The sequence below is a fragment of the Streptomyces spongiae genome, assembly GCF_009377185.1.
Lineage (GTDB): Bacteria > Actinomycetota > Actinomycetes > Streptomycetales > Streptomycetaceae > Streptomyces > Streptomyces spongiae.
The window spans coordinates 1-17819 of the sequence record NZ_VJZC01000169.1; the positions used below are offsets into that span (position 1 = coordinate 1).

A 17819-nucleotide genomic window follows, 5' to 3' on the forward strand; every position below is an offset into this window, starting at 1 on the left:
GACGGGTAGGGGCGGCGGGGGCGAGGAAACCAGCCCCCTCCTCCGCACAGCGATCCAGCCATCCCACGGGTGAACCCCCGTCCGAATGGTCAGGATGGAGACATGGGATTCCACGTCGACTCCGAGGCCGGGCGCCTGCGCCGCGTCATCCTGCACCGGCCGGACCTCGAGCTCAAAAGGCTCACCCCCAGCAACAAGGACGCCCTGCTCTTCGACGACGTGCTGTGGGTCCGCCGGGCACGAGCGGAGCACGACGGGTTCGCGGACGTGCTCCGCGACCGCGGAGTCACCGTCCACCTCTTCGGCGACCTGCTCACCGACGTCCTGCGGATCCCGGAAGCGCGGGCGCTCATCCTGGACCGGGTCTTCGACGAGAAGGAGTACGGGCCGCTCGCCACGGACCATCTCCGCGCCGCCTTCGACTCCCTGCCCACGCCCGAGCTGGCCGAGGCCCTGATCGGCGGGATGACCAAGCGGGAGTTCCTGGACGCGCACGCGGAGCCGACCTCCGTGCGCTTCCACGTCATGGATCTCGACGACTTCCTGCTCGGTCCGCTCCCCAACCACCTCTTCACGCGCGACACCTCCGCGTGGATCTACGACGGGGTCTCCATCAACGCCATGCGCTGGCCCGCCCGCCAGCGCGAGACCGTGCACTTCGAGGCGATCTACCGGTTCCATCCCCTCTTCCGTGGCGAAACGTTCCACGTCTGGTCGGAGGGACAGGCCGACTACCCGTCCACCATCGAGGGCGGGGACGTCCTCGTCATCGGCAACGGCGCCGTCCTCATCGGCATGAGTGAGCGGACCACCCCTCAGGCCGTCGAGATGCTCGCGCACAAGCTGTTCGCCGCGGGTTCGGCGCAGACGATCGTGGCGCTCGACATGCCCAAGAGACGCGCCCTCATGCACCTCGACACCGTGATGACCATGGTCGACGGCGACGTCTTCACCCAGTACGCGGGCCTCGGCATGCTCCGCTCGTACACCATCGAACCGGGCGTCGACGACAAGGAGCTCAAGGTCACGGACCACCCGCCGGAGCACATGCACCGGGCGATCGCCGCGGCCCTCGGTCTGAGTGAGATCCGGGTGCTGACCGCCACGCAGGACGTGCACGCGGCGGAGCGGGAGCAGTGGGACGACGGGTGCAATGTCCTCGCGGTGGAGCCGGGGGTGGTCGTCGCGTACGAGAGGAACGCGACGACGAACACGCACTTGCGGAAGCGTGGGATCGAGGTGATCGAGATCCCTGGGAGTGAGCTGGGGCGGGGGAGAGGTGGGCCTCGGTGTATGAGCTGTCCTGTGGAGAGAGGGGCTGTGGGTGACTAATGGGGTGGTTGGCCGGGTGGTTCGTCGGCTGCGGGTCGGGTGTGGCTGGTCGCGCAGTTCCCCGCGCTCCTAAAAGGCCGCGCACCCCCTGGCCCTGTATAGAAATGTGGACCATCGTATAGACTTCCAACCGCACCCTGCCCCGACAGCCTGTCCCCGTCCCCAGGAGCCCCCATGGCGACCGTCCCGACCGCCCTCGCCGGCCGACACTTCCTCAAGGAGCTGGACTTCACCGAGGAGGAGTTCCGCGGGCTGCTCGAACTGGCCGCCGAGCTCAAGGCGGCCAAGAGGGCCGGGACCGAGGTGCCGTACCTGCGGGGGCGGAACATCGCGCTGATCTTCGAGAAGACCTCGACGCGTACGCGGTGTGCGTTCGAGGTCGCGGCAGCGGACCAGGGTGCGTCGACGACGTACCTCGACCCCTCCGGCTCGCAGATCGGCCACAAGGAGTCCGTGCGGGACACCGCCCGGGTGCTCGGCCGGATGTTCGACGCCATCGAGTTCCGTGGCGAGAGCCAGGCATCCGTGGAGGAGCTGGCCGCGTACGCGGGCGTGCCCGTCTACAACGGCCTCACCGACGAATGGCACCCCACCCAGATGCTCGCCGATGTGCTGACGATGGTCGAGCACTGCGACAGGCCCCTGAAGGAGATGGCGTTCGCCTACCTGGGTGACGCCCGCTTCAACATGGGCAACTCCTACCTGGTCACCGGGGCGCTCCTCGGCATGGACGTCCGGATCGTCGCCCCTGAGGCATATTGGCCCGCCGAGGACGTCGTCACCGACGCCCGCAAGCTCGCCGAGGTGAGTGGCGCCCGCATCACGCTCACCGAGGACGTCAACGAGGGCGTCCTGGGCGCGGACTTCGTGGCCACCGACGTGTGGGTGTCCATGGGGGAGCCCAAGGAGGTGTGGAACGAGCGGATCACCGCGCTCGCCCCGTACGCCGTGACCATGGACGTGCTCGCCGCGACCGGCAACCCCGACGTCAAGTTCCTCCACTGCCTCCCCGCCTTCCACGACCTCGGCACGAAGGTCGGTCGCGAGATCTACGAGACGCACGGCCTGGAGTCGCTGGAGGTCACGGACGAGGTCTTCGAGTCGTCGTACTCGGTGGTCTTCGACGAGGCGGAGAACCGTCTGCACACGATCAAGGCGGTCCTGGTCGCGACACTCGCCCGGTAGGCCCACCGGGCACCGGGCCTCAGAGAGCCCCCTGAGCGGGCCGTCGCTGCTGGGGCACCGCCGGCAGCCGGAACCACACCGCCTTGCCCGACTCGGTGGGACGGTGGCCGCAGGACGAGCTGAGGGCGCGGATGAGGAGCAGCCCGCGCCCGTGCTCCTGCCAGGGGTCGGGCTCGGTGTCGTGCGGGTGGGTGAGATCGCCCGGCGGTGCCGGGTCCGGATCGTGCACCTCGACCTGGCAGCCGGTCGGCAGCAGCTCCACGACCAGCTCTATCGGTCCGTTGCCCGCGGCGTGCTCCACTGCGTTCGCGACCAGCTCCGCGGTCAGCAGCTCCGCGGTGTCGCTGTCCGCCGCGTTCTCCAGCTCGGCCAGTGCCGTGCGGACGAGCGCGCGGGCGACGGGCACGGCCGCGACGGTGTGCGGCAGCGCGATGCGCCAGGAGGCGGGGACCGGGGGTTCGTGCAAGGTGGTTCCGTTCATGGAGCAGGCGGTCCTGCTTTCAGCTGGATGCATGGTACGGCGCGCCTCGGCAGCGTCCCTCGGCGGGCGCCGTACGGGACCGTCGGCCCCGTTGCCGGGCGGCTTACCCACGTCAACGCCCCGGCTCGCCCGGATGCGCCCGCCGTTACCGGCCTGTGGATGTTCCGTGACCGAGTGACCGAGTGACCGAGTGACCGAGTGACCGAGTGACGGAGGGCCGTCGCGAAGTGGTTCGCCACGCCTATCGCGCCTATCGCGCCATCGTGACGACAGTCACACTTCGGTGATAACTTCGAGGAGTAGGCCCGTTCCCCGTCGGAGGAGGCCGCCCTCTCATGAGTCCCTTCACCGGCTCCGTCGCCCGCACCTCCGACTGGCACCATCTGCGGTGCACGGTCGCCGACGGCGTCGCCACGATCACCCTCGCCCGCCCCGAGAAGCTCAACGCGCTCACCTTCGGCGCCTACGCCGACCTGCGCGACCTGCTCGCCGAGCTGTCCCGCGAGAAGTCGGTGCGCGCCCTGGTCCTGGCCGGGGAGGGACGCGGCTTCTGCTCCGGCGGCGACGTCGACGAGATCATCGGCGCGACCCTGTCCATGGACACGGCCCAGCTCCTCGACTTCAACCGGATGACCGGGCAGGTCGTGCGGGCCGTACGGGAGTGCCCGTTCCCGGTGATCGCCGCCGTGCACGGGGTGGCCGCGGGCGCGGGAGCCGTGCTGGCGCTGGCCGCCGACTTCCGGGTGGCCGACCCCACCTCCCGGTTCGCCTTCCTCTTCACACGCGTGGGGCTGTCCGGCGGTGACATGGGCGCCGCGTACCTCCTGCCCCGCGTGGTCGGGCTCGGGCACGCCACCCGGCTGCTGATGCTCGGTGAGCCGGTACGGGCGCCCGAGGCCGAGCGGATCGGACTGATCAGCGAGCTCGCGGACGAGGGCCGCGCCGACGAGGCCGCCCACGCCCTCGCCCGCCGCCTGGCCGAGGGCCCGGCCCTCGCGTACGCCCAGACGAAGGCGCTCCTCACCGCCGAGCTCGACATGCCGCTGGCCGCCGCGATCGAACTGGACGCCTCCACCCAGGCCCTGCTGATGAACGGCGAGGACTACGCCGAGTTCCACGCGGCTTTCACCGAGAAGCGGCCGCCGAAGTGGCGGGGGAGGTGACGAGGTGAGGGTCGCGATCCTGGGCGGCGGCCCCGGAGGGCTCTACGCGGCGGCCCTGCTGAAACGCCTCGACCCGTCCCGCGAGATCACTGTCTGGGAGCGCAACGCGCCCGACGACACCTTCGGCTTCGGCGTGGTCCTCTCCGACGAGACGCTCGGCGGGATCGAGCACGCCGACCCGGCCGTCTACGAGGCGATGCGGGCCGAGTTCGTGCGCTGGGACGACATCGACATCGTCCACCGGGGCACACGGCACACCTCCGGAGGTCACGGCTTCGCCGCCCTCGGCCGGAAGCGGCTCCTGGAGATCCTGCACGAGCGCTGCCGCTCGCTCGGCGTCGAACTGCGCTTCCACTCCGAGGCGCCCTACCCGGCCTGGCTCGTGGAGACGTACGACCTGGTCATCGCCGCCGACGGCGTCCACAGCACCACCCGCGAGGCGTACGCGGAAGCCTTCGGGCCCTCCATCACCGAACACCGCTGCCGTTACATCTGGCTCGCCGCCGACTTCGCCTTCGACTCCTTCCGCTTCGAGATCGCCGAAACCGAACACGGCGTGATGCAGCTCCACGGCTACCCCTACGCGGCCGACGCCTCCACCGTCATCATCGAGATGCGCGAGGAGGTCTGGCGCGCGGCCGGGTTCGCGGAGACGGACGAGCAGGAGTCGGTCGAGCGGTGCGCGAAGATCTTCGCGGACGCGCTCGGCGGACGGCCGCTCAGGTCCAACAACTCCACGTGGACCACCTTCCGCACGGTCGTCAACGAGCACTGGTCGCACGCGAACCTGGTCCTGCTGGGCGACGCCGCGCACACCGCGCACTTCTCCATCGGGTCCGGTACGAAGCTCGCCGTCGAGGACGCCCTCGCGCTCGCCGCCTGTCTGGAGGAGCAGCCCGACCTGCCAACCGCTCTGGCCGCGTACGAGGCCGAGCGGCGCCCCGTCGTCGCCTCGACCCAGCGCGCGGCGCGGGCCAGCCTGGAGTGGTTCGAGAACCTCGGGCTCTACCTCGGCCAGCCCTCACGCCAGTTCGCCTTCAACCTGCTCACCCGCAGCCGCCGCGTCACCCACGACAACCTCCGGCTGCGTGACTCCCGCTTCACCGGGGACGTGGAGCGCGCGTTCGGCTGCCCACCCGGCACGCCCCCCATGTTCACCCCGTTCCGGCTGCGCGGCCTCACCCTGCGCAACCGCGTCGTCGTCTCGCCCATGGACATGTACTCGGCGGTGGACGGCGTCCCGGGCGACTTCCACCTCGTCCACCTCGGCGCCCGCGCCCTCGGCGGGGCCGGCCTGGTGATGACCGAGATGGTGTGCGTGAGCCCGGAGGGGCGGATCACCCCGGGATGCGCGGGCCTCTGGACGCCCCGGCAGGCCGAGGCCTGGCGCCGCGTCGTGCGGTTCGTGCACGACCAGGCACCGGGTACCGCCATCGGCGTCCAGCTCGGGCACTCGGGCCGCAAGGGCTCCACCAAGCTGATGTGGGAGGGCATCGACGAACCCCTGGAGGACGGCAACTGGCCGCTCGTGGCCGCGTCGTCGCTCCCGTACGGGCCGGACAGCCAGACCCCGCGCGAGCTGACGCGCGCTCAGCTCACCGACATACGCGAGCAGTTCTCCTCGGCCGCCTGGCGTGCCGCCCGCTGCGGCTTCGACCTGCTCGAACTCCACTGCGCCCACGGCTATCTGCTCTCGGGCTTCCTCTCCCCGCTGACCAACCGCCGCACGGACCGCTACGGCGGCTCCCTGGAACGCAGGCTCCGCTTCCCGCTGGAGGTCTTCGACGCGATGCGGTCGGTGTGGCCGGAGGAGCGGCCCATGACCGTCCGTATCTCCGCCACCGACTGGGCCGACGGAGGCACCACCGCCGAGGACGCCGTGGAGATCGCCCGCGCCTTCGCCGCGCACGGCGCCGACGCCGTCGACGTGTCCACCGGGCAGGTGGTCGCGGACGAACAGCCCGAGTACGGCCGCTCGTACCAGACGCCGTTCGCCGACCGCATCCGCCACGAGGTGGGCGTCCCCGTGATCGCCGTGGGCGCGATCTCCTCCTGGGACGACGTCAACTCCCTGATCCTCGCCGGGCGTACGGACCTGTGCGCCCTGGCCCGCCCGCACCTCTACGACCCGCACTGGACGCTCCACGCGGCCGCCGAGCAGGGCTACCAGGGCCCCGGGGTGAGCTGGCCGGCCCCGTACCGCGCCGGCAGCAGACCACCGCGCACCGGACGCACGGACGCCCCCAAACCCCGGCTGACGCTGGGGAGTTGAGGGCGCCGCAACCAGACTTGCGAGGACTTGCGAGGACTTACGAGGACTTACGACAGGTCGGCCATCCCGGCCGTCAGCGTAGCCCCGTCCGCCGGATCGACGAGGATGAACGCTCCCGTGCGGCGTACGTCCGCGTAGTCGTCGAGCGCCAGCGGCTCGGCGGTGCGCAGGGTGATCCGGCCCAGGTCGTTGGCGCACAGCTCCGTCGCGCCGCCCAGGTCCCTCACGATCGCCTTCGCTGTCCGCGTGGTGTGCCGGACCAGCACGCGGTCGCCGACCCGCAACGGCCGTTCGGCCAGGTGGCAGGCGGCGGCCCGCACGTCCCGCGTCAGCGTCGGCGCGTCGGCGGACGCGCCTGCGGTGATCATGTCGCCGCGCGAGACGTCCCGCTGGTCCGCCAGGCGCACGGTGATCGACTGCGGCGCGTACGCCACCTCCACAGGGGTGCCGAGCGCGTCGATACCGGTGATCTCCGACGTCTCGCCGGACGGCTGGACCGTCACCCGATCGCCCACGCGCAGCGCGCCGGAGACCAACTGGCCCGCGTAGTACCGGACTTCGTCGTGCCGGATCACGTACTGGACGGGGAAGCGCGCCGGGGCATCGACGTTCTCGGCGCCCACGGGGACGGTCTCCAGGAACTCCAGCAGGGCCGGGCCGGCGTACCAGTCCATGTGCGCCGAACGCTCGACCACGTTGTCACCGACGAGCGCCGACACCGGGATCGGGGTGAAGCCCGGCAGGCCCAACTCCTCGGCGTGGCCCGCGAAGTCCTGGACGATCCGGTCGAACCGCTGCTCCTCGTACCCGACGAGGTCCATCTTGTTCACGGCCAGGACCACGTGCGGGACCCGGAGCAGCGCGGCCACGGCGGCGTGCCGACGCGTCTGCTCGACCACGCCGTTGCGCGCGTCGACCAGGACGATCGCCAGTTCGGCCGTGGAGGCGCCGGTGACCATGTTGCGGGTGTACTGCACATGGCCGGGTGTGTCGGCGAGGATGAAGCGGCGACGGGGTGTGGCGAAGTAGCGGTAGGCCACGTCGATCGTGATGCCCTGCTCCCGCTCGGCCCGCAGACCGTCGGTGAGGAGGGCCAGGTCGGGGGCGTCCTGGCCACGGTTGCGGGAGGCGTGTTCGACGGCCTCCAACTGGTCGGCGAGGACCGACTTGGAGTCGTGCAGCAGCCGTCCGACGAGCGTGGACTTGCCGTCGTCGACCGACCCGGCCGTCGCGAACCGCAGCGTGTCGATGGCGGTCGTGTCGATGGCGGGCGTATTGATGGTGGTCATGCTTAGAAGTACCCCTCGCGCTTGCGGTCTTCCATCGCGGCCTCGGACAGCTTGTCGTCGGCGCGGGTCGCGCCGCGCTCGGTGAGCCGGGAGGCGGCGATCTCGGCGATCACGGCGTCCAGCGTGGTCGCGTCGGAGTCGACCGCGCCCGTGCAGGACATGTCACCCACGGTCCGGTAGCGGATGAGGCGCTTCTCGACGTTCTCGCCGTCCTTGGGGCCGCCCCAGTCACCGGCGGTGAGCCACATGCCGGCCCGCCGGAACACCTCGCGCTGGTGGGCGAAGTAGATCTGCGGCAGTTCGATGTCCTCGCGGGCGATGTACTGCCACACGTCCAGCTCGGTCCAGTTGCTGAGCGGGAACACGCGGACGTGCTCGCCGGGTGCGTGGCGGCCGTTGTAGAGCTGCCACAGTTCGGGGCGCTGGCGGCGCGGGTCCCACTGGGAGAACTCGTCGCGCAGCGAGAACACCCGCTCCTTCGCCCGCGCCTTCTCCTCGTCCCGTCGCCCACCGCCGAAGACCGCGTCGAACTTCTCGTCCTGGATCTTCTCGGTCAGCGGCACGGTCTGCAGGGGGTTGCGCGTCCCGTCCGGGCGTTCACGCAGCACTCCCCGGTCGATGTAGTCCTGCACGGACGCGACGTGCAGCCGCAGGCCGTGCTTGTCGACCGTGCGGTCCCGGTAGTCGATGACCTCGGGGAAGTTGTGCCCGGTGTCGACGTGGAGGAGCGAGAAGGGGATTGCGGCGGGGGCGAAGGCCTTCAGTGCGAGGTGGAGCATGACGATGGAGTCCTTGCCGCCGGAGAACAGGATCACCGGCCGTTCGAACTCGCCCGCCACCTCGCGGAAGATGTGCACCGCCTCGGACTCCAGCGCGTCCAGGTGCGAGAGAGCGTAGGTCCGTTCCGTGAGCTCGGCCGTCATGCCAGTCCCCTCGCCGCCAGCACCGCGTGCACCGCGTCCGCCGACTCCTGCGGCGTCTGGTTCTGCGTCTGAAGGACCAGCGCCGGGTCGACCGGCGCCTCGTACGGGTCGTCGACGCCGGTCAGGCCCTTGAGCCGGCCCGCGGCCTGGCGCGCGTACAGGCCCTTCACGTCACGTTCGGAGCAGACCTCCACCGGGGTCGCCACGTGCACCTCGAAGTACGGCGTCCCGCTCGCGTCGTGGCGCTTGCGCACGGCCTCGCGGCTGTCGGCGTACGGGGCGATGACGGGGACGACGGCGAGGACGCCGTTGCGCGCGAGTACCTCGGCGACCAGGCCGATGCGCTGCACGTTGGTGTGGCGGTCCTCGCGGGAGAAGCCGAGGCCGGCGGAGAGGAAGCGGCGTATCTCGTCACCGTCGAGGACCTCCACGCGGTGTCCCTCCGACCGCAGGCGCCCGGCGAGGACGCGGGCGATGGTGGTCTTGCCCGCGCTCGGCAGCCCGGTGAGCCAGACGGTGGCTCCCTGAGCCCTGGGGGTGGTGGTCATGCGTGCTGTCCTTTCGCGGCACCGGCGGTCGCGTGCCGTTGTCCGTGGAGGTCGGTGAAGAGCGCTTCCCAGCGCGGGTGCACGGCGTCCGGGCCGTACGAGGCGGCCGTGAGCACCGCGGCGACCCCCATGTCCGCGCGCAGCTTCTCGTCGGCCATCAGCCTGGCCATCGCGTCGGCGAGCGCGTCCGGGTCCTCCGGCGGTACCAGCAGACCGTCGATCCCGTGTGTGAGGACGTCGGCGGGACCGGTCGGACAGTCGAAGCTCACCACGGGAAGCGCGTGGCTCATGGCTTCGATCATCACCATCGGCAGTCCCTCGAAGCGTGAACTCAGCACGTAGAACGAGGCCTTGGCCAGTTCGTCGTCCAGGCGGTCGGTGTGACCCATCAGGAACACGTGATTGTAGAGGTGGTGTTCCTCGATCAGAATGCGAAGTTCCGCTTTCTTCTCGCCGCTTCCGTAGATCCTCAACTGCCAGTCGGGAAAAGTTTCCACAAGCTTCGCCCAGGCCGGGATCAGCATGTCGAAGCCCTTCTGCGGGAAGAGCCTCCCGGCCGCCACCGCGATCTTCGACTGCGGTCGTGCGGGTACCTGGTCCAGCGAGTGCACGGCGTTGGGGATGCGCACCACCCGGGTGCCGGGCAGCAGTTCCTCGTACTCGTCGCGGTCCCGTTCGGTGAGCACGGCGACCGCGTCGAAGCGGGGGTAGGTCTCCCGGATGCGCTGCTGCACGTCCCGCTTGTGGGTGCCGTGGTTCATGTGCTCCTGCGCGACGCGGACCACGCCGTTCGTGGCGTGCAGGGCTGCCAGGAAGTTGAGTGCGGGGCGGGTGGTGACGAGGACGCCGTCGGTCAACGCGCGCATGTAGGCGATGAGTCGGTCCTCGACGTACCGGTTGAAGTAGCGGTAGCCGAACTCGCCCGCCGGGATGTACCGCGGGGGCGCGTCGAGGAGCCTGCCGCGGCGGCGGTCGCGCCAGCGGTCCGCGAGGCCCGACGGAGGGGTGTACGCGGCCTCGCGCAGGTCGACGATCGTGGACACGGTGACGCGCGGGTCGAGCGGGAACTGGATGTCGTCCCGGCGGCGCACCGCGCTCACGATCTCGACGTCCCAGCCGGCGGCCACGAGGGAGTTGGCCTGGTTCATCACCGTACGGATCGTGCCGCCGCGGCCGTAGGCGTGGAGCAGGAGATAGCGGACCCTGGGGTGGGGGCGGCGGCCACTCATGCCGCGCCTCCCGTACGGCACTCCAGGGACAGGTTGTCCTTGACCGTGTAGTAGGGGCGCACACCGATGTTCCCGGTGTGCTGCTCCGGGTACACGAAGATCTTTTTCTTACCGCGGATGTCGTCGAGCCGACGCCCGGCGCGCAGTTCCGTCTCGCCGTCGCTGAGGTGGATGTCCCACTCCTCGACGGCCGCGTGGTCGGCCGTGGTGAGGTCGGCGATGGGCAGTTCGCCCTCGAAGCGGTCGCCCTTGACGTGGGCGTCGTAGCGCAGACGCTGGTCGGAGTGGGCGCGGCGGGTGAGGACGAGCGTCCACGCGCCTTCGCCGGAGTGTCCGTGGATGCGTCCCACGAGCCTGATGCGTCCGTCGCGCGGCCAGACCTCTGCGATTTCGGCGTGCGGCTTCACTCGCTGTAACCCCATGCCGTGCACATGGGCCGGAGGATCTCCGGGATCTCGTCCTCGCCGGGCAGTGCGCGGCCGGCCTGGACCGTGCCGCTCCTGATCTTGTCCCGCCAGTCACCGAGGCCCTTGACCACCTGGGCGTCGTCCTTCCTGCCGTAGTCCAGCATCGACGGCTCGAAGTCGACGTCGAGGAACAGGCACAGCCGCCGCATCTCCTTCTCAGGGTCGGCGGTGATGTCCTCGTAGCGCACGGTGTGCCCGCCGGTGATGCCCTCGCGGGCCCTCTCGACGGCCTTCATGTAGCGCAGGGCGTCGGCCGCGGCCTCTTCGTACGTGCGCTTGTCGGGGTCGCCCTCGTGCCAGGACTGGGCGATGGAGACGGGGTGGCGCAGCAGGAAGACGAAGCGGGCGTCGGGCCAGCAGTCCTTGATGCGCTGGTAGACGAACGCGTTGCTGGGCGTCTTCTCGACGATGAAGTCCTTGCCCGACCTCACCAGCTCGCGGTGCATGACCCGGTCCCACAGCAGGTGCTCCAGGTCGCCGCGCTCCAGGTCGAGGGCGCTCATGGCCTTCTGCGACAGCTTGCTGCCGTAGTCGACCTCGAGGCGCCGTATGTGCAGCTCGTGCGGGGAGTGCAGCCGTGAGTGCGCGTTCAGCAGCATCCGCAGCAGCGTGGAACCGGAACGCACCGGAGACATGATGAAGACCGGCTGCCGCAGCAGCCGGTCCGTCGCGAGGTCCTCGGGACCCGGACATCGGTACACCGCCGTGGGCCTCTTCGCGGCAGGCTGGGGGACCGCGGTCTTCTTCGGCCGGTCGGGCGTGGCGGCCGGGGCGGCCTTGCGGACCTGGAGGCCGGTGGTGGCGGTGAGCGCCCGGTTCAGATTGCGCATCAGACTCATGCGTCACGATGCTAAGTAAGAATTCTGAGAACACGAGAGGAGAACTCTAAGGGTTCCCTGAGTCCATCAAATCGTAACCGGAAGCGCGTTTACCGGATCACTCCGGGTGTTTGATCCACTCCCGCGAAGTTTGCTCCCGCGTTCCTCAGCCGCTCGTGCAGGGCCCGGAAGACAGCCGACGAGCGCGTCCCCGGCCAGTCGGCGGGGAGCAGGGCGGACGGCAGCCCGGGGTCCACGTACGGCAGGTGGCGCCATGTGTCGAGCGCCAGCAGGTAGTCGCGGTACGCCTCCTCGGCGGGCGTGTCCTCCCGGCCCTCCCAGTCGTGCAGCACCCGCGCGTGGCGGTCGAGGAACGCCTCGTGCTCCTTGGCGATCGCGGCGAGGTCCCACCAGCGGGCCACCGACTCGGCCGTCGCCGCGAAGCCCAGGTGATCACCGCGGAACAGGTCCACGTACGGGTCGAGCCGCAGCCGCTGAAGGCTGTGCCGGGTCTCCTCGTACAGGCGGGCCGGCGCGATCCACACCCCGGGGGCCGCCGTGCCGAAGCCGAGCCCCGCCAGCCGGGAGCGCAGCACATGCCGTTTCTGCCGCTCCGGCTCCGGCACGGAGAACACGGCCAGCACCCAGCCCTCGTCCTGAGGGGGCGGCTCGGTGGCGTACACGCGCCGGTCGCCGTCGTCGAGCAGCTGCCGCGCCTCCGGCGACAGCGTGTACCCGGCCGCCCCGGTCGCGGTGCGGGCCGGCACGAGCAGCCCGCGCCGCTTCAGCCGGGACACGGACGACCGGACGGAGGGCGCGTCGACACCGACCGCGGCGAGGAGACGGATCAACTCGGAGACGGGCACCGGACCGGGCACGGAGCGGCCGTACGCGCCGTAGAAGGTCACGATGAGGGAGCGGGGGGCGTGCTGCTCGGACACGTTGATCATTTTAGATCTTCAACGTCACTGGTGCTGGTCGTCACTGCTGGTCGTCACTGCCGGCCGTCCCGTCGGCCGTCCCGCTGGTCGCCGCCGGTGCGCAGCCGGAACCGCTGGAGTTTCCCGGTCGCGGTGCGTGGCAGTACGTCCAGGAAAATGATCTCCCGCGGGCACTTGTAGGGCGCCAGTTCGGTCTTCAGGAACGCGCGCAGCGCCTCCGCGTCCCGCGGCGCGCCCGCCCCCAGGACCGCGTACGCCACGACGACCTGACCTCGCGCCGCGTCCGGCCGCCCCACCACCGCCGCCTCGACCACGTCCGGGTGGCGCAGCAGGGCGTCCTCGACCTCCGGGCCCGCGATGTTGTAGCCGGCCGAGATGATCATGTCGTCCGCGCGGGCCACATAGCGGAAGTAGCCGTCGGGCTCGCGGACGTAGGTGTCCCCGGTGACGTTCCAGCCGCCCCGCACGTACTCCCGCTGCCGCGGATCGGCGAGGTACCGGCAGCCCACCGGCCCGCGCACCGCCAGCAGCCCGGGCTCGCCGTCCGGCACGGGAGAGCCGTTCTCGTCCTGCACGCGCGCGTGCCACCCCGGTACGGGAACGCCCGTCGTGCCGGGCCTGATGTGCTCGTCGGCCGCCGAGATGAAGATGTGCAGCAGCTCGGTGGCGCCGATGCCGTTGATGATCCGCAGCCCGGTGCGCTCGTGCCACGCCTGCCAGGTGGCCGCCGGCAGGTTCTCGCCCGCCGAGACACAGCGCCTCAAGGACGAGACGTCGTGCCCGTCGAGCTCGCCCAGCATCGCCCGGTACGCCGTCGGCGCGGTGAACAGCACCGACACCCGGTGCTCGGCGATCGCGGGCAGTAACTGCGGTGGCCCCGCCTGTTCCAGCAACAGGGCACTGGCGCCCACCCGCATCGGGAAGACGACGAGCCCGCCGAGCCCGAAGGTGAACCCGAGGGGCGGACTGCCCGCGAAGACGTCCTCTTGGTGTGGCTTCAACACATGCTTCGAGAAGGTGTCCGCTATGGCCAACACATCGCGGTGGAAGTGCAGGCACCCCTTGGGACGGCCGGTCGTGCCGGACGTGAACGCGATCAGGGCTATGTCGTCGGCGGCGGTGCCGACGGCCTCGAACGGTTCGCCGGGCGCGGGCAGCCGCAGCAGGTCGTCCGGCGTGTCACCGCCGTACGTCGTGATCCGCAGCCCGGGCACCTCGGCCTTGGCGAGGTCGTCCACCGACCGGACGTCGCACAGCGCCTGGTCCACCCGGGCGATCGCGCACATCGTCGCCAGCTCGTGCGGACGCGCTTGCGCCAGTACGGTGACGGCGACCGCGCCCGCCTTGAGCACCGCCAGCCAGCAGGCCGCGAGCCACGGGGTGGTGGGACCGCGCAGGAGCACCCGGTTGCCGGGGACGACGCCGAGGGTGCCGGTCAGGACATGCGCGACGCGGTCGACCCGGGCGCGGAGCTCGCCGTACGTCCAGGTGGTCCCCGAGGGGGTGTGGAACACGGGGCGCCCGGGATCGGCCGTGCCGAGCAGTTCGGCGGCGCAGTTGAGGCGGGCCGGGTAGCGCAGCTCGGGCAGGTCGAAGGTGAGCTCGGGCCACTGACCGGGGGGTGGGAGGTGGTCGCGGGCGAAACTGTCCGCGTGGGCCGAGACCGTCGGCCGTACGCCCTCGCCGGGGTCCTTGGTCTCCATGGCGGTTCGCCCCCTTTGTAGTGGTGGGCTCGCATCAGGAGCGTATCGTGTTGGTGACGACAGTCAACGGTCCGCGATACCGTCGATGGGGACCCGCCCTTCAGGTGACTCTTCAGATGGCTCTTCAGGTGACCTTCCAGGTGAGAGGACCGGCGATGACCGCATTCTCGCTCGAACCCGCACAACTCGCCTGGTGTGCCGAACTGCGCGCGCTGGCGGCGGAGCGGCTGCTGCCCCTCGCGGAGAAGGGCGAGCCGGGCCGCGTCAACCGCCCACTCGTCGCGGAGCTCGCCCAACTGGGCCTGCTGGAGCGGCTGTTCACCTCCGGCGCGCTCGACCTGTGTCTGATGCGGGAGTCCCTCGCGTACGCCTGCACGGAGGCCGAGACCGCGCTCGCCCTGCAAGGCCTGGGCGCCCATCCGGTGCACACGTACGGCACCGACGCGCAGCGCGCCCGCTGGCTGCCCGGGGTGAGGGCGGGCACGGTGGTGGCGGCCTTCGCGCTGAGCGAGCCGGGAGCGGGCTCGGACGCGGCGGCGCTGGCCCTGCGGGCGGAGCCGGACGGACCGGGCAGTCCGGACGGCTGGCGGCTCACGGGGGAGAAGTGCTGGATCTCCAACGCCCCCGAGGCCGACTTCTACACGGTTTTCGCCCGCACCACCCCCGCCACGGGTGCCCGTGGCGTCACCGCCTTCCTCGTCCCCGCCGACCGCCCCGGCCTCACCGGCACCGCCCTCGACATGCTCTCCCCGCACCCCATCGGCGCCCTCGCCTTCGACGCGGTACCCGTCACGGCGGACGACGTCCTCGGCGAGCCCGACCGAGGGTTCCGGGTCGCCATGGGCACCCTGAACCTCTTCCGGCCGAGCGTGGGCGCCTTCGCGGTCGGCATGGCCCAGGCCGCCCTGGACGCCACGCTCGCGCACACGGCCGAACGGGAAGCCTTCGGTGGCAAGTTGAGGGACCTTCAGACGGTGTCGCACCAGGTCGCCGAGATGGCCGTACGGACGGAGGCGGCACGTCTCATGGTGTACGCGGCGGCGACGGCGTACGACGAAGGGGCCCCCGACGTCCCGAGGCGCGCCGCCATGGCCAAGCTGCTCGCCACCGAGACCGCCCAGTACGTCGTGGACGCGGCGGTCCAGCTCCACGGCGCCCGCGCTCTGCGCCGCGGCCACCTCCTGGAACACCTCTATCGGGAGGTGAGGGCACCCCGGGTCTACGAGGGGGCGAGCGAGGTCCAACGCGACATCATCGCGAAGGAGTTGGCGAAGCAGTGGGAGACAGAGGAGGCAGGGGAATCGGCAAGGGAGGTGTCCGCCTCATGAGCGCCGAGCGCGTCAACCCGCCCGAGCTGTCCCCGCCCACGGGCTTCTCCCACGCGGTGGTCGCCACGGGGTCCCGGGTGGTCTTCCTGGCGGGCCAGACCGCGCTCGACACCGACGGCAAGGTCGTCGGCGACACCCTCCCGGAGCAGTTCGAGCGGGCGCTCACCAATCTGCTGACGGCCCTGGAGGCCACCGGCGGCACCCCGGCCGACCTCGCCCGCGTCACGGTCTACGCCACCGACGTGTCCGACTACCGCACTCACGCCGCCGAACTCGGCCTCATCTGGCGGAGGTTGGCCGGCCCCGACTATCCGGCGATGGCGGTCATCGGGGTCGTACGCCTGTGGGACGACCAGGCTCTGGTCGAACTCGACGGCTTCGCGGTACTGCAGTAGTTGAGGGGGCGTTGCCGAATTCGGGTGCCGTACCGTGCCCCGTCAGGGGCGCGGGGAACTGCGCGACAAGCCCCCACCGACCCGCAGGCATACAACCGCCCGCCCACGGAGCGTTACGCAGCGACAGTAAGCTCGTTAACCGGCACCCTGAGCGGAGCGACCACGCTGCCGTCGGGCAGGATCTCACCCGTGTCGTCGAAGACGATGACCCCGTTGCACAGCAGGTTCCAGCCCTGCTCGGGGTGGAAGGCGACGATGTGCGCGTCGCGGTCCTGGCCGTCGGCCGAGGGGCACTGGGACTGGTGGGAACACATGGCGCGCCTCCACATCGGATGCTGCACATCGGATGGTGCAGTACCACCGACCATGCGCGCGCCGGGCACCCGTCGCCAAGGCATGTCGAGGAAGCGTGACACCACCCGGACGTCCTGTGACACGACACTGACATCCCGGAGACGGCAGGTGCCCCGGAAGGGCCGCTGTGCTGGAGACGGACGAGTCGGCTCGCCGACCAAGGGGTGACGAAGACGGGCGGGCGCGTGCCGGGCGGATACCTCTGAACGTACCCGTTCAAGGAGGTATACCGATGTCGTTCTCCCAGGTCGTCGGCGCGGCCATGGGCTCCGCGCTGCTGGTCCTCAGCGCTCCCTCCGCGCAGGCCGCACCCGAGCCGCACGAGACCGTGACGATCGCCGCCACCGGCCGCGTGGCCGACGACGGCAAGATCACCCTGTCCGGTACGTACCGCTGCGTGGCCGCCCGCGGCCCCGTCTTCGTGTCGTCCTCGATCCAGCAGGACGGCGACCAGCAGTCCGTCGGCGGCACGCGCGCCATCTGCGACGGTGCCCTGCACTCGTGGAAGAACACGGGCAGGGTCGGCATCCGGACGCACCGCTGTATCGGCCGCGCGATCTGCCACGGCGGGGGTCCGGCCGACGGGTACCGACCCGGCCCCGCCCTCGTGCAGGCCACCGTGATGGAGCTGCGCCCGCACGCCGGCCTGCTCCTCCTGCCGTACTTCCACGCGAAGGAGGAGCAGGAGATCACGCTGGTCGCCCGCTGACACGACACGGCGGCCCCGGCCTCCGGCGCTCGGCCGGGACCGGGACCGGAGGCCGGGGCCGCCGTCGGGATTCAGCCGTCGGGAGTCAGCCGACCCGGTTGACCCGCTGGGTGGTCAGGTCGTAGCGGGCGCCGACTATGAGCAGCTCGCCCGCGTCCACCTTCGCGGCGAGATCGGGCTCGGCCGCGAGCCGGGAGCGTACGAGCTCGACGTTGGCGTCGATGGTCGCGGCTATCCGCGCGTCGCCCTCCATGCCGTGGTCGATGGCCGGCTTGATCTGGTCGGCCAGGTACTGGATGTGGGCGGGCAGTCCCTCGCCCGTCTGGTCCGCCTGGACCGCGGCCTTCACGGCGCCGCACGACTGGTGCCCGAGCACCAGGATCAGGGGGATGCCCAGTTCGAGCGCCCCGTACGCGACGCTGCCGAGCACGGCCTCGTCGAGCACCTCGCCCGCCGAGCGTACGGTCATCAGATCACCGAGGCCCTGGTCGAACACCAGCTCCGGCGGCACGCGGGAGTCGATGCAGCCGAGCACGAGGGCGAAGGGATGCTGACTCGACACCAGGGCCTGGCGCACGGCGGGCGTCTCGTCGGGGTGCCGCTCGCGGTAGGTGCGCCAGCGGAGGTTGCCCGCCGCCAGTTCCCGCAGGGCCTCCTGTGCGGTGGCCGGGCGGGGGCGGGC

General features: G+C 70.9%; 18 protein-coding genes. 7 read left to right on the plus strand and 11 right to left on the minus strand.

The annotated features are described in order from the left end of the window. The first annotated feature begins 102 nt into the window (after positions 1-102). Both FNH08_RS22610 and argF read left to right on the plus strand, forming a co-directional pair. Positions 103-1332 (plus strand): arginine deiminase, encoded by a 1230-nt coding sequence (locus FNH08_RS22610; protein WP_152773318.1) that lies wholly within the window; start codon positions 103-105, stop codon positions 1330-1332. A gap of 174 nt (positions 1333-1506) precedes the next feature. After that, positions 1507-2517 carry an ornithine carbamoyltransferase gene (argF, locus tag FNH08_RS22615; RefSeq protein WP_152773319.1) on the plus strand — a complete coding sequence of 337 codons (1011 nt, stop codon included), beginning with the start codon at positions 1507-1509 and terminating at the stop codon, positions 2515-2517. Positions 2518-2536: 19 nt separating this feature from the next. Here argF and FNH08_RS22620 read toward each other — a convergent pair whose 3' ends face one another. Further along, entirely contained in the window at positions 2537-2998 is a 462-nt protein-coding gene (locus FNH08_RS22620; protein ID WP_152773320.1) for an ATP-binding protein, read from the minus strand. Positions 2999-3333: 335 nt separating this feature from the next. Here FNH08_RS22620 and FNH08_RS22625 point away from each other — a divergent pair, with 335 nt between their 5' ends. Both FNH08_RS22625 and FNH08_RS22630 read left to right on the plus strand, forming a co-directional pair. Beyond that, positions 3334-4161: an enoyl-CoA hydratase family protein gene (locus FNH08_RS22625; protein ID WP_152773321.1), complete on the plus strand. Its 828-nt coding sequence runs from the start codon at positions 3334-3336 to the stop codon at positions 4159-4161. 4 nt (positions 4162-4165) lie between these two features. Then, positions 4166-6433 (plus strand): bifunctional salicylyl-CoA 5-hydroxylase/oxidoreductase, encoded by a 2268-nt coding sequence (locus tag FNH08_RS22630; RefSeq protein ID WP_322725133.1) that lies wholly within the window; start codon positions 4166-4168, stop codon positions 6431-6433. A gap of 47 nt (positions 6434-6480) precedes the next feature. Here FNH08_RS22630 and FNH08_RS22635 read toward each other — a convergent pair whose 3' ends face one another. The 8 genes from FNH08_RS22635 to FNH08_RS22670 all read right to left on the minus strand — a co-directional run bounded on the left by FNH08_RS22635 (position 6481) and on the right by FNH08_RS22670 (position 14414). Next, entirely contained in the window at positions 6481-7722 is a 1242-nt protein-coding gene (locus tag FNH08_RS22635; protein ID WP_152773322.1) for a sulfate adenylyltransferase subunit 1, read from the minus strand. A gap of 2 nt (positions 7723-7724) precedes the next feature. Continuing rightward, positions 7725-8645 (minus strand): sulfate adenylyltransferase subunit CysD, encoded by a 921-nt coding sequence (gene cysD / locus FNH08_RS22640; protein ID WP_152773323.1) that lies wholly within the window; start codon positions 8643-8645, stop codon positions 7725-7727. Beyond that, positions 8642-9193: an adenylyl-sulfate kinase gene (gene cysC / locus FNH08_RS22645; protein WP_152773324.1), complete on the minus strand. Its 552-nt coding sequence runs from the start codon at positions 9191-9193 to the stop codon at positions 8642-8644. The genes cysD and cysC overlap by 4 nt, the downstream gene beginning before the upstream one ends. Further along, entirely contained in the window at positions 9190-10422 is a 1233-nt protein-coding gene (locus tag FNH08_RS22650; protein WP_152773325.1) for a glycosyltransferase family 4 protein, read from the minus strand. The genes cysC and FNH08_RS22650 overlap by 4 nt, the downstream gene beginning before the upstream one ends. Further along, positions 10419-10772 (minus strand): hypothetical protein, encoded by a 354-nt coding sequence (locus tag FNH08_RS22655; RefSeq protein WP_322725134.1) that lies wholly within the window; start codon positions 10770-10772, stop codon positions 10419-10421. The genes FNH08_RS22650 and FNH08_RS22655 overlap by 4 nt, the downstream gene beginning before the upstream one ends. A 53-nt stretch (positions 10773-10825) precedes the next feature. After that, a complete protein-coding gene (locus FNH08_RS22660) occupies positions 10826-11728 on the minus strand; it encodes a sulfotransferase family protein (RefSeq protein ID WP_152773327.1) in 903 nt (300 codons plus the stop codon). An 89-nt stretch (positions 11729-11817) separates the two neighbouring features. Next, entirely contained in the window at positions 11818-12657 is an 840-nt protein-coding gene (locus tag FNH08_RS22665; RefSeq protein WP_152773328.1) for a PaaX family transcriptional regulator, read from the minus strand. 44 nt (positions 12658-12701) lie between these two features. Continuing rightward, positions 12702-14414, minus strand: a complete 1713-nt coding sequence (locus FNH08_RS22670; protein ID WP_194238569.1) for an AMP-binding protein — start codon at positions 14412-14414, stop codon at positions 12702-12704. Between the two features lie 92 nt (positions 14415-14506). Between FNH08_RS22670 and FNH08_RS22675 the strand changes: the two genes are divergently transcribed. Both FNH08_RS22675 and FNH08_RS22680 read left to right on the plus strand, forming a co-directional pair. After that, a complete protein-coding gene (locus tag FNH08_RS22675; RefSeq protein ID WP_152773330.1) occupies positions 14507-15679 on the plus strand; it encodes an acyl-CoA dehydrogenase family protein in 1173 nt (390 codons plus the stop codon). Continuing rightward, positions 15676-16074: a RidA family protein gene (locus FNH08_RS22680; RefSeq protein WP_152773331.1), complete on the plus strand. Its 399-nt coding sequence runs from the start codon at positions 15676-15678 to the stop codon at positions 16072-16074. Before FNH08_RS22675 ends, FNH08_RS22680 begins: the two co-directional genes overlap by 4 nt. Positions 16075-16187: 113 nt before the next feature. On the opposite strand, the gene FNH08_RS22685 is transcribed toward FNH08_RS22680, so the two are convergent. Continuing rightward, positions 16188-16388: a DUF5999 family protein gene (locus tag FNH08_RS22685; protein ID WP_152773332.1), complete on the minus strand. Its 201-nt coding sequence runs from the start codon at positions 16386-16388 to the stop codon at positions 16188-16190. Positions 16389-16660: 272 nt separating this feature from the next. On the opposite strand from FNH08_RS22685, the gene FNH08_RS22690 reads away from it, so the two are divergent. Next, positions 16661-17137 (plus strand): DUF6299 family protein, encoded by a 477-nt coding sequence (locus FNH08_RS22690; RefSeq protein ID WP_152773333.1) that lies wholly within the window; start codon positions 16661-16663, stop codon positions 17135-17137. 85 nt (positions 17138-17222) lie between these two features. On the opposite strand, the gene FNH08_RS22695 is transcribed toward FNH08_RS22690, so the two are convergent. Beyond that, a partial coding sequence (locus tag FNH08_RS22695) for a carbonic anhydrase (RefSeq protein ID WP_152773334.1) occupies positions 17223-17819 on the minus strand: 597 nt, incomplete at its 5' end.

Bases quoted from the DNA above. Each gene is read 5' to 3' on its own strand.
- FNH08_RS22620 (WP_152773320.1), bottom strand. From the start codon at position 2,998: ATGAACGGAACCACCTTGCACGAACCCCCGGTCCCCGCCTCCTGGCGC.
- FNH08_RS22690 (WP_152773333.1), top strand. From the start codon at position 16,661: ATGTCGTTCTCCCAGGTCGTCGGCGCGGCCATGGGCTCCGCGCTGCTG.
- FNH08_RS22650 (WP_152773325.1), bottom strand. From the start codon at position 10,422: ATGAGTGGCCGCCGCCCCCACCCCAGGGTCCGCTATCTCCTGCTCCAC.
- FNH08_RS22665 (WP_152773328.1), bottom strand. From the start codon at position 12,657: ATGATCAACGTGTCCGAGCAGCACGCCCCCCGCTCCCTCATCGTGACC.
- FNH08_RS22685 (WP_152773332.1), bottom strand. From the start codon at position 16,388: ATGTGTTCCCACCAGTCCCAGTGCCCCTCGGCCGACGGCCAGGACCGC.
- FNH08_RS22675 (WP_152773330.1), top strand. From the start codon at position 14,507: ATGACCGCATTCTCGCTCGAACCCGCACAACTCGCCTGGTGTGCCGAA.
- FNH08_RS22680 (WP_152773331.1), top strand. From the start codon at position 15,676: ATGAGCGCCGAGCGCGTCAACCCGCCCGAGCTGTCCCCGCCCACGGGC.
- cysC (WP_152773324.1), bottom strand. From the start codon at position 9,193: ATGACCACCACCCCCAGGGCTCAGGGAGCCACCGTCTGGCTCACCGGG.
- cysD (WP_152773323.1), bottom strand. From the start codon at position 8,645: ATGACGGCCGAGCTCACGGAACGGACCTACGCTCTCTCGCACCTGGAC.
- FNH08_RS22635 (WP_152773322.1), bottom strand. From the start codon at position 7,722: ATGACCACCATCAATACGCCCGCCATCGACACGACCGCCATCGACACG.
- FNH08_RS22610 (WP_152773318.1), top strand. From the start codon at position 103: ATGGGATTCCACGTCGACTCCGAGGCCGGGCGCCTGCGCCGCGTCATC.
- argF (WP_152773319.1), top strand. From the start codon at position 1,507: ATGGCGACCGTCCCGACCGCCCTCGCCGGCCGACACTTCCTCAAGGAG.
- FNH08_RS22660 (WP_152773327.1), bottom strand. From the start codon at position 11,728: ATGAGTCTGATGCGCAATCTGAACCGGGCGCTCACCGCCACCACCGGC.
- FNH08_RS22625 (WP_152773321.1), top strand. From the start codon at position 3,334: ATGAGTCCCTTCACCGGCTCCGTCGCCCGCACCTCCGACTGGCACCAT.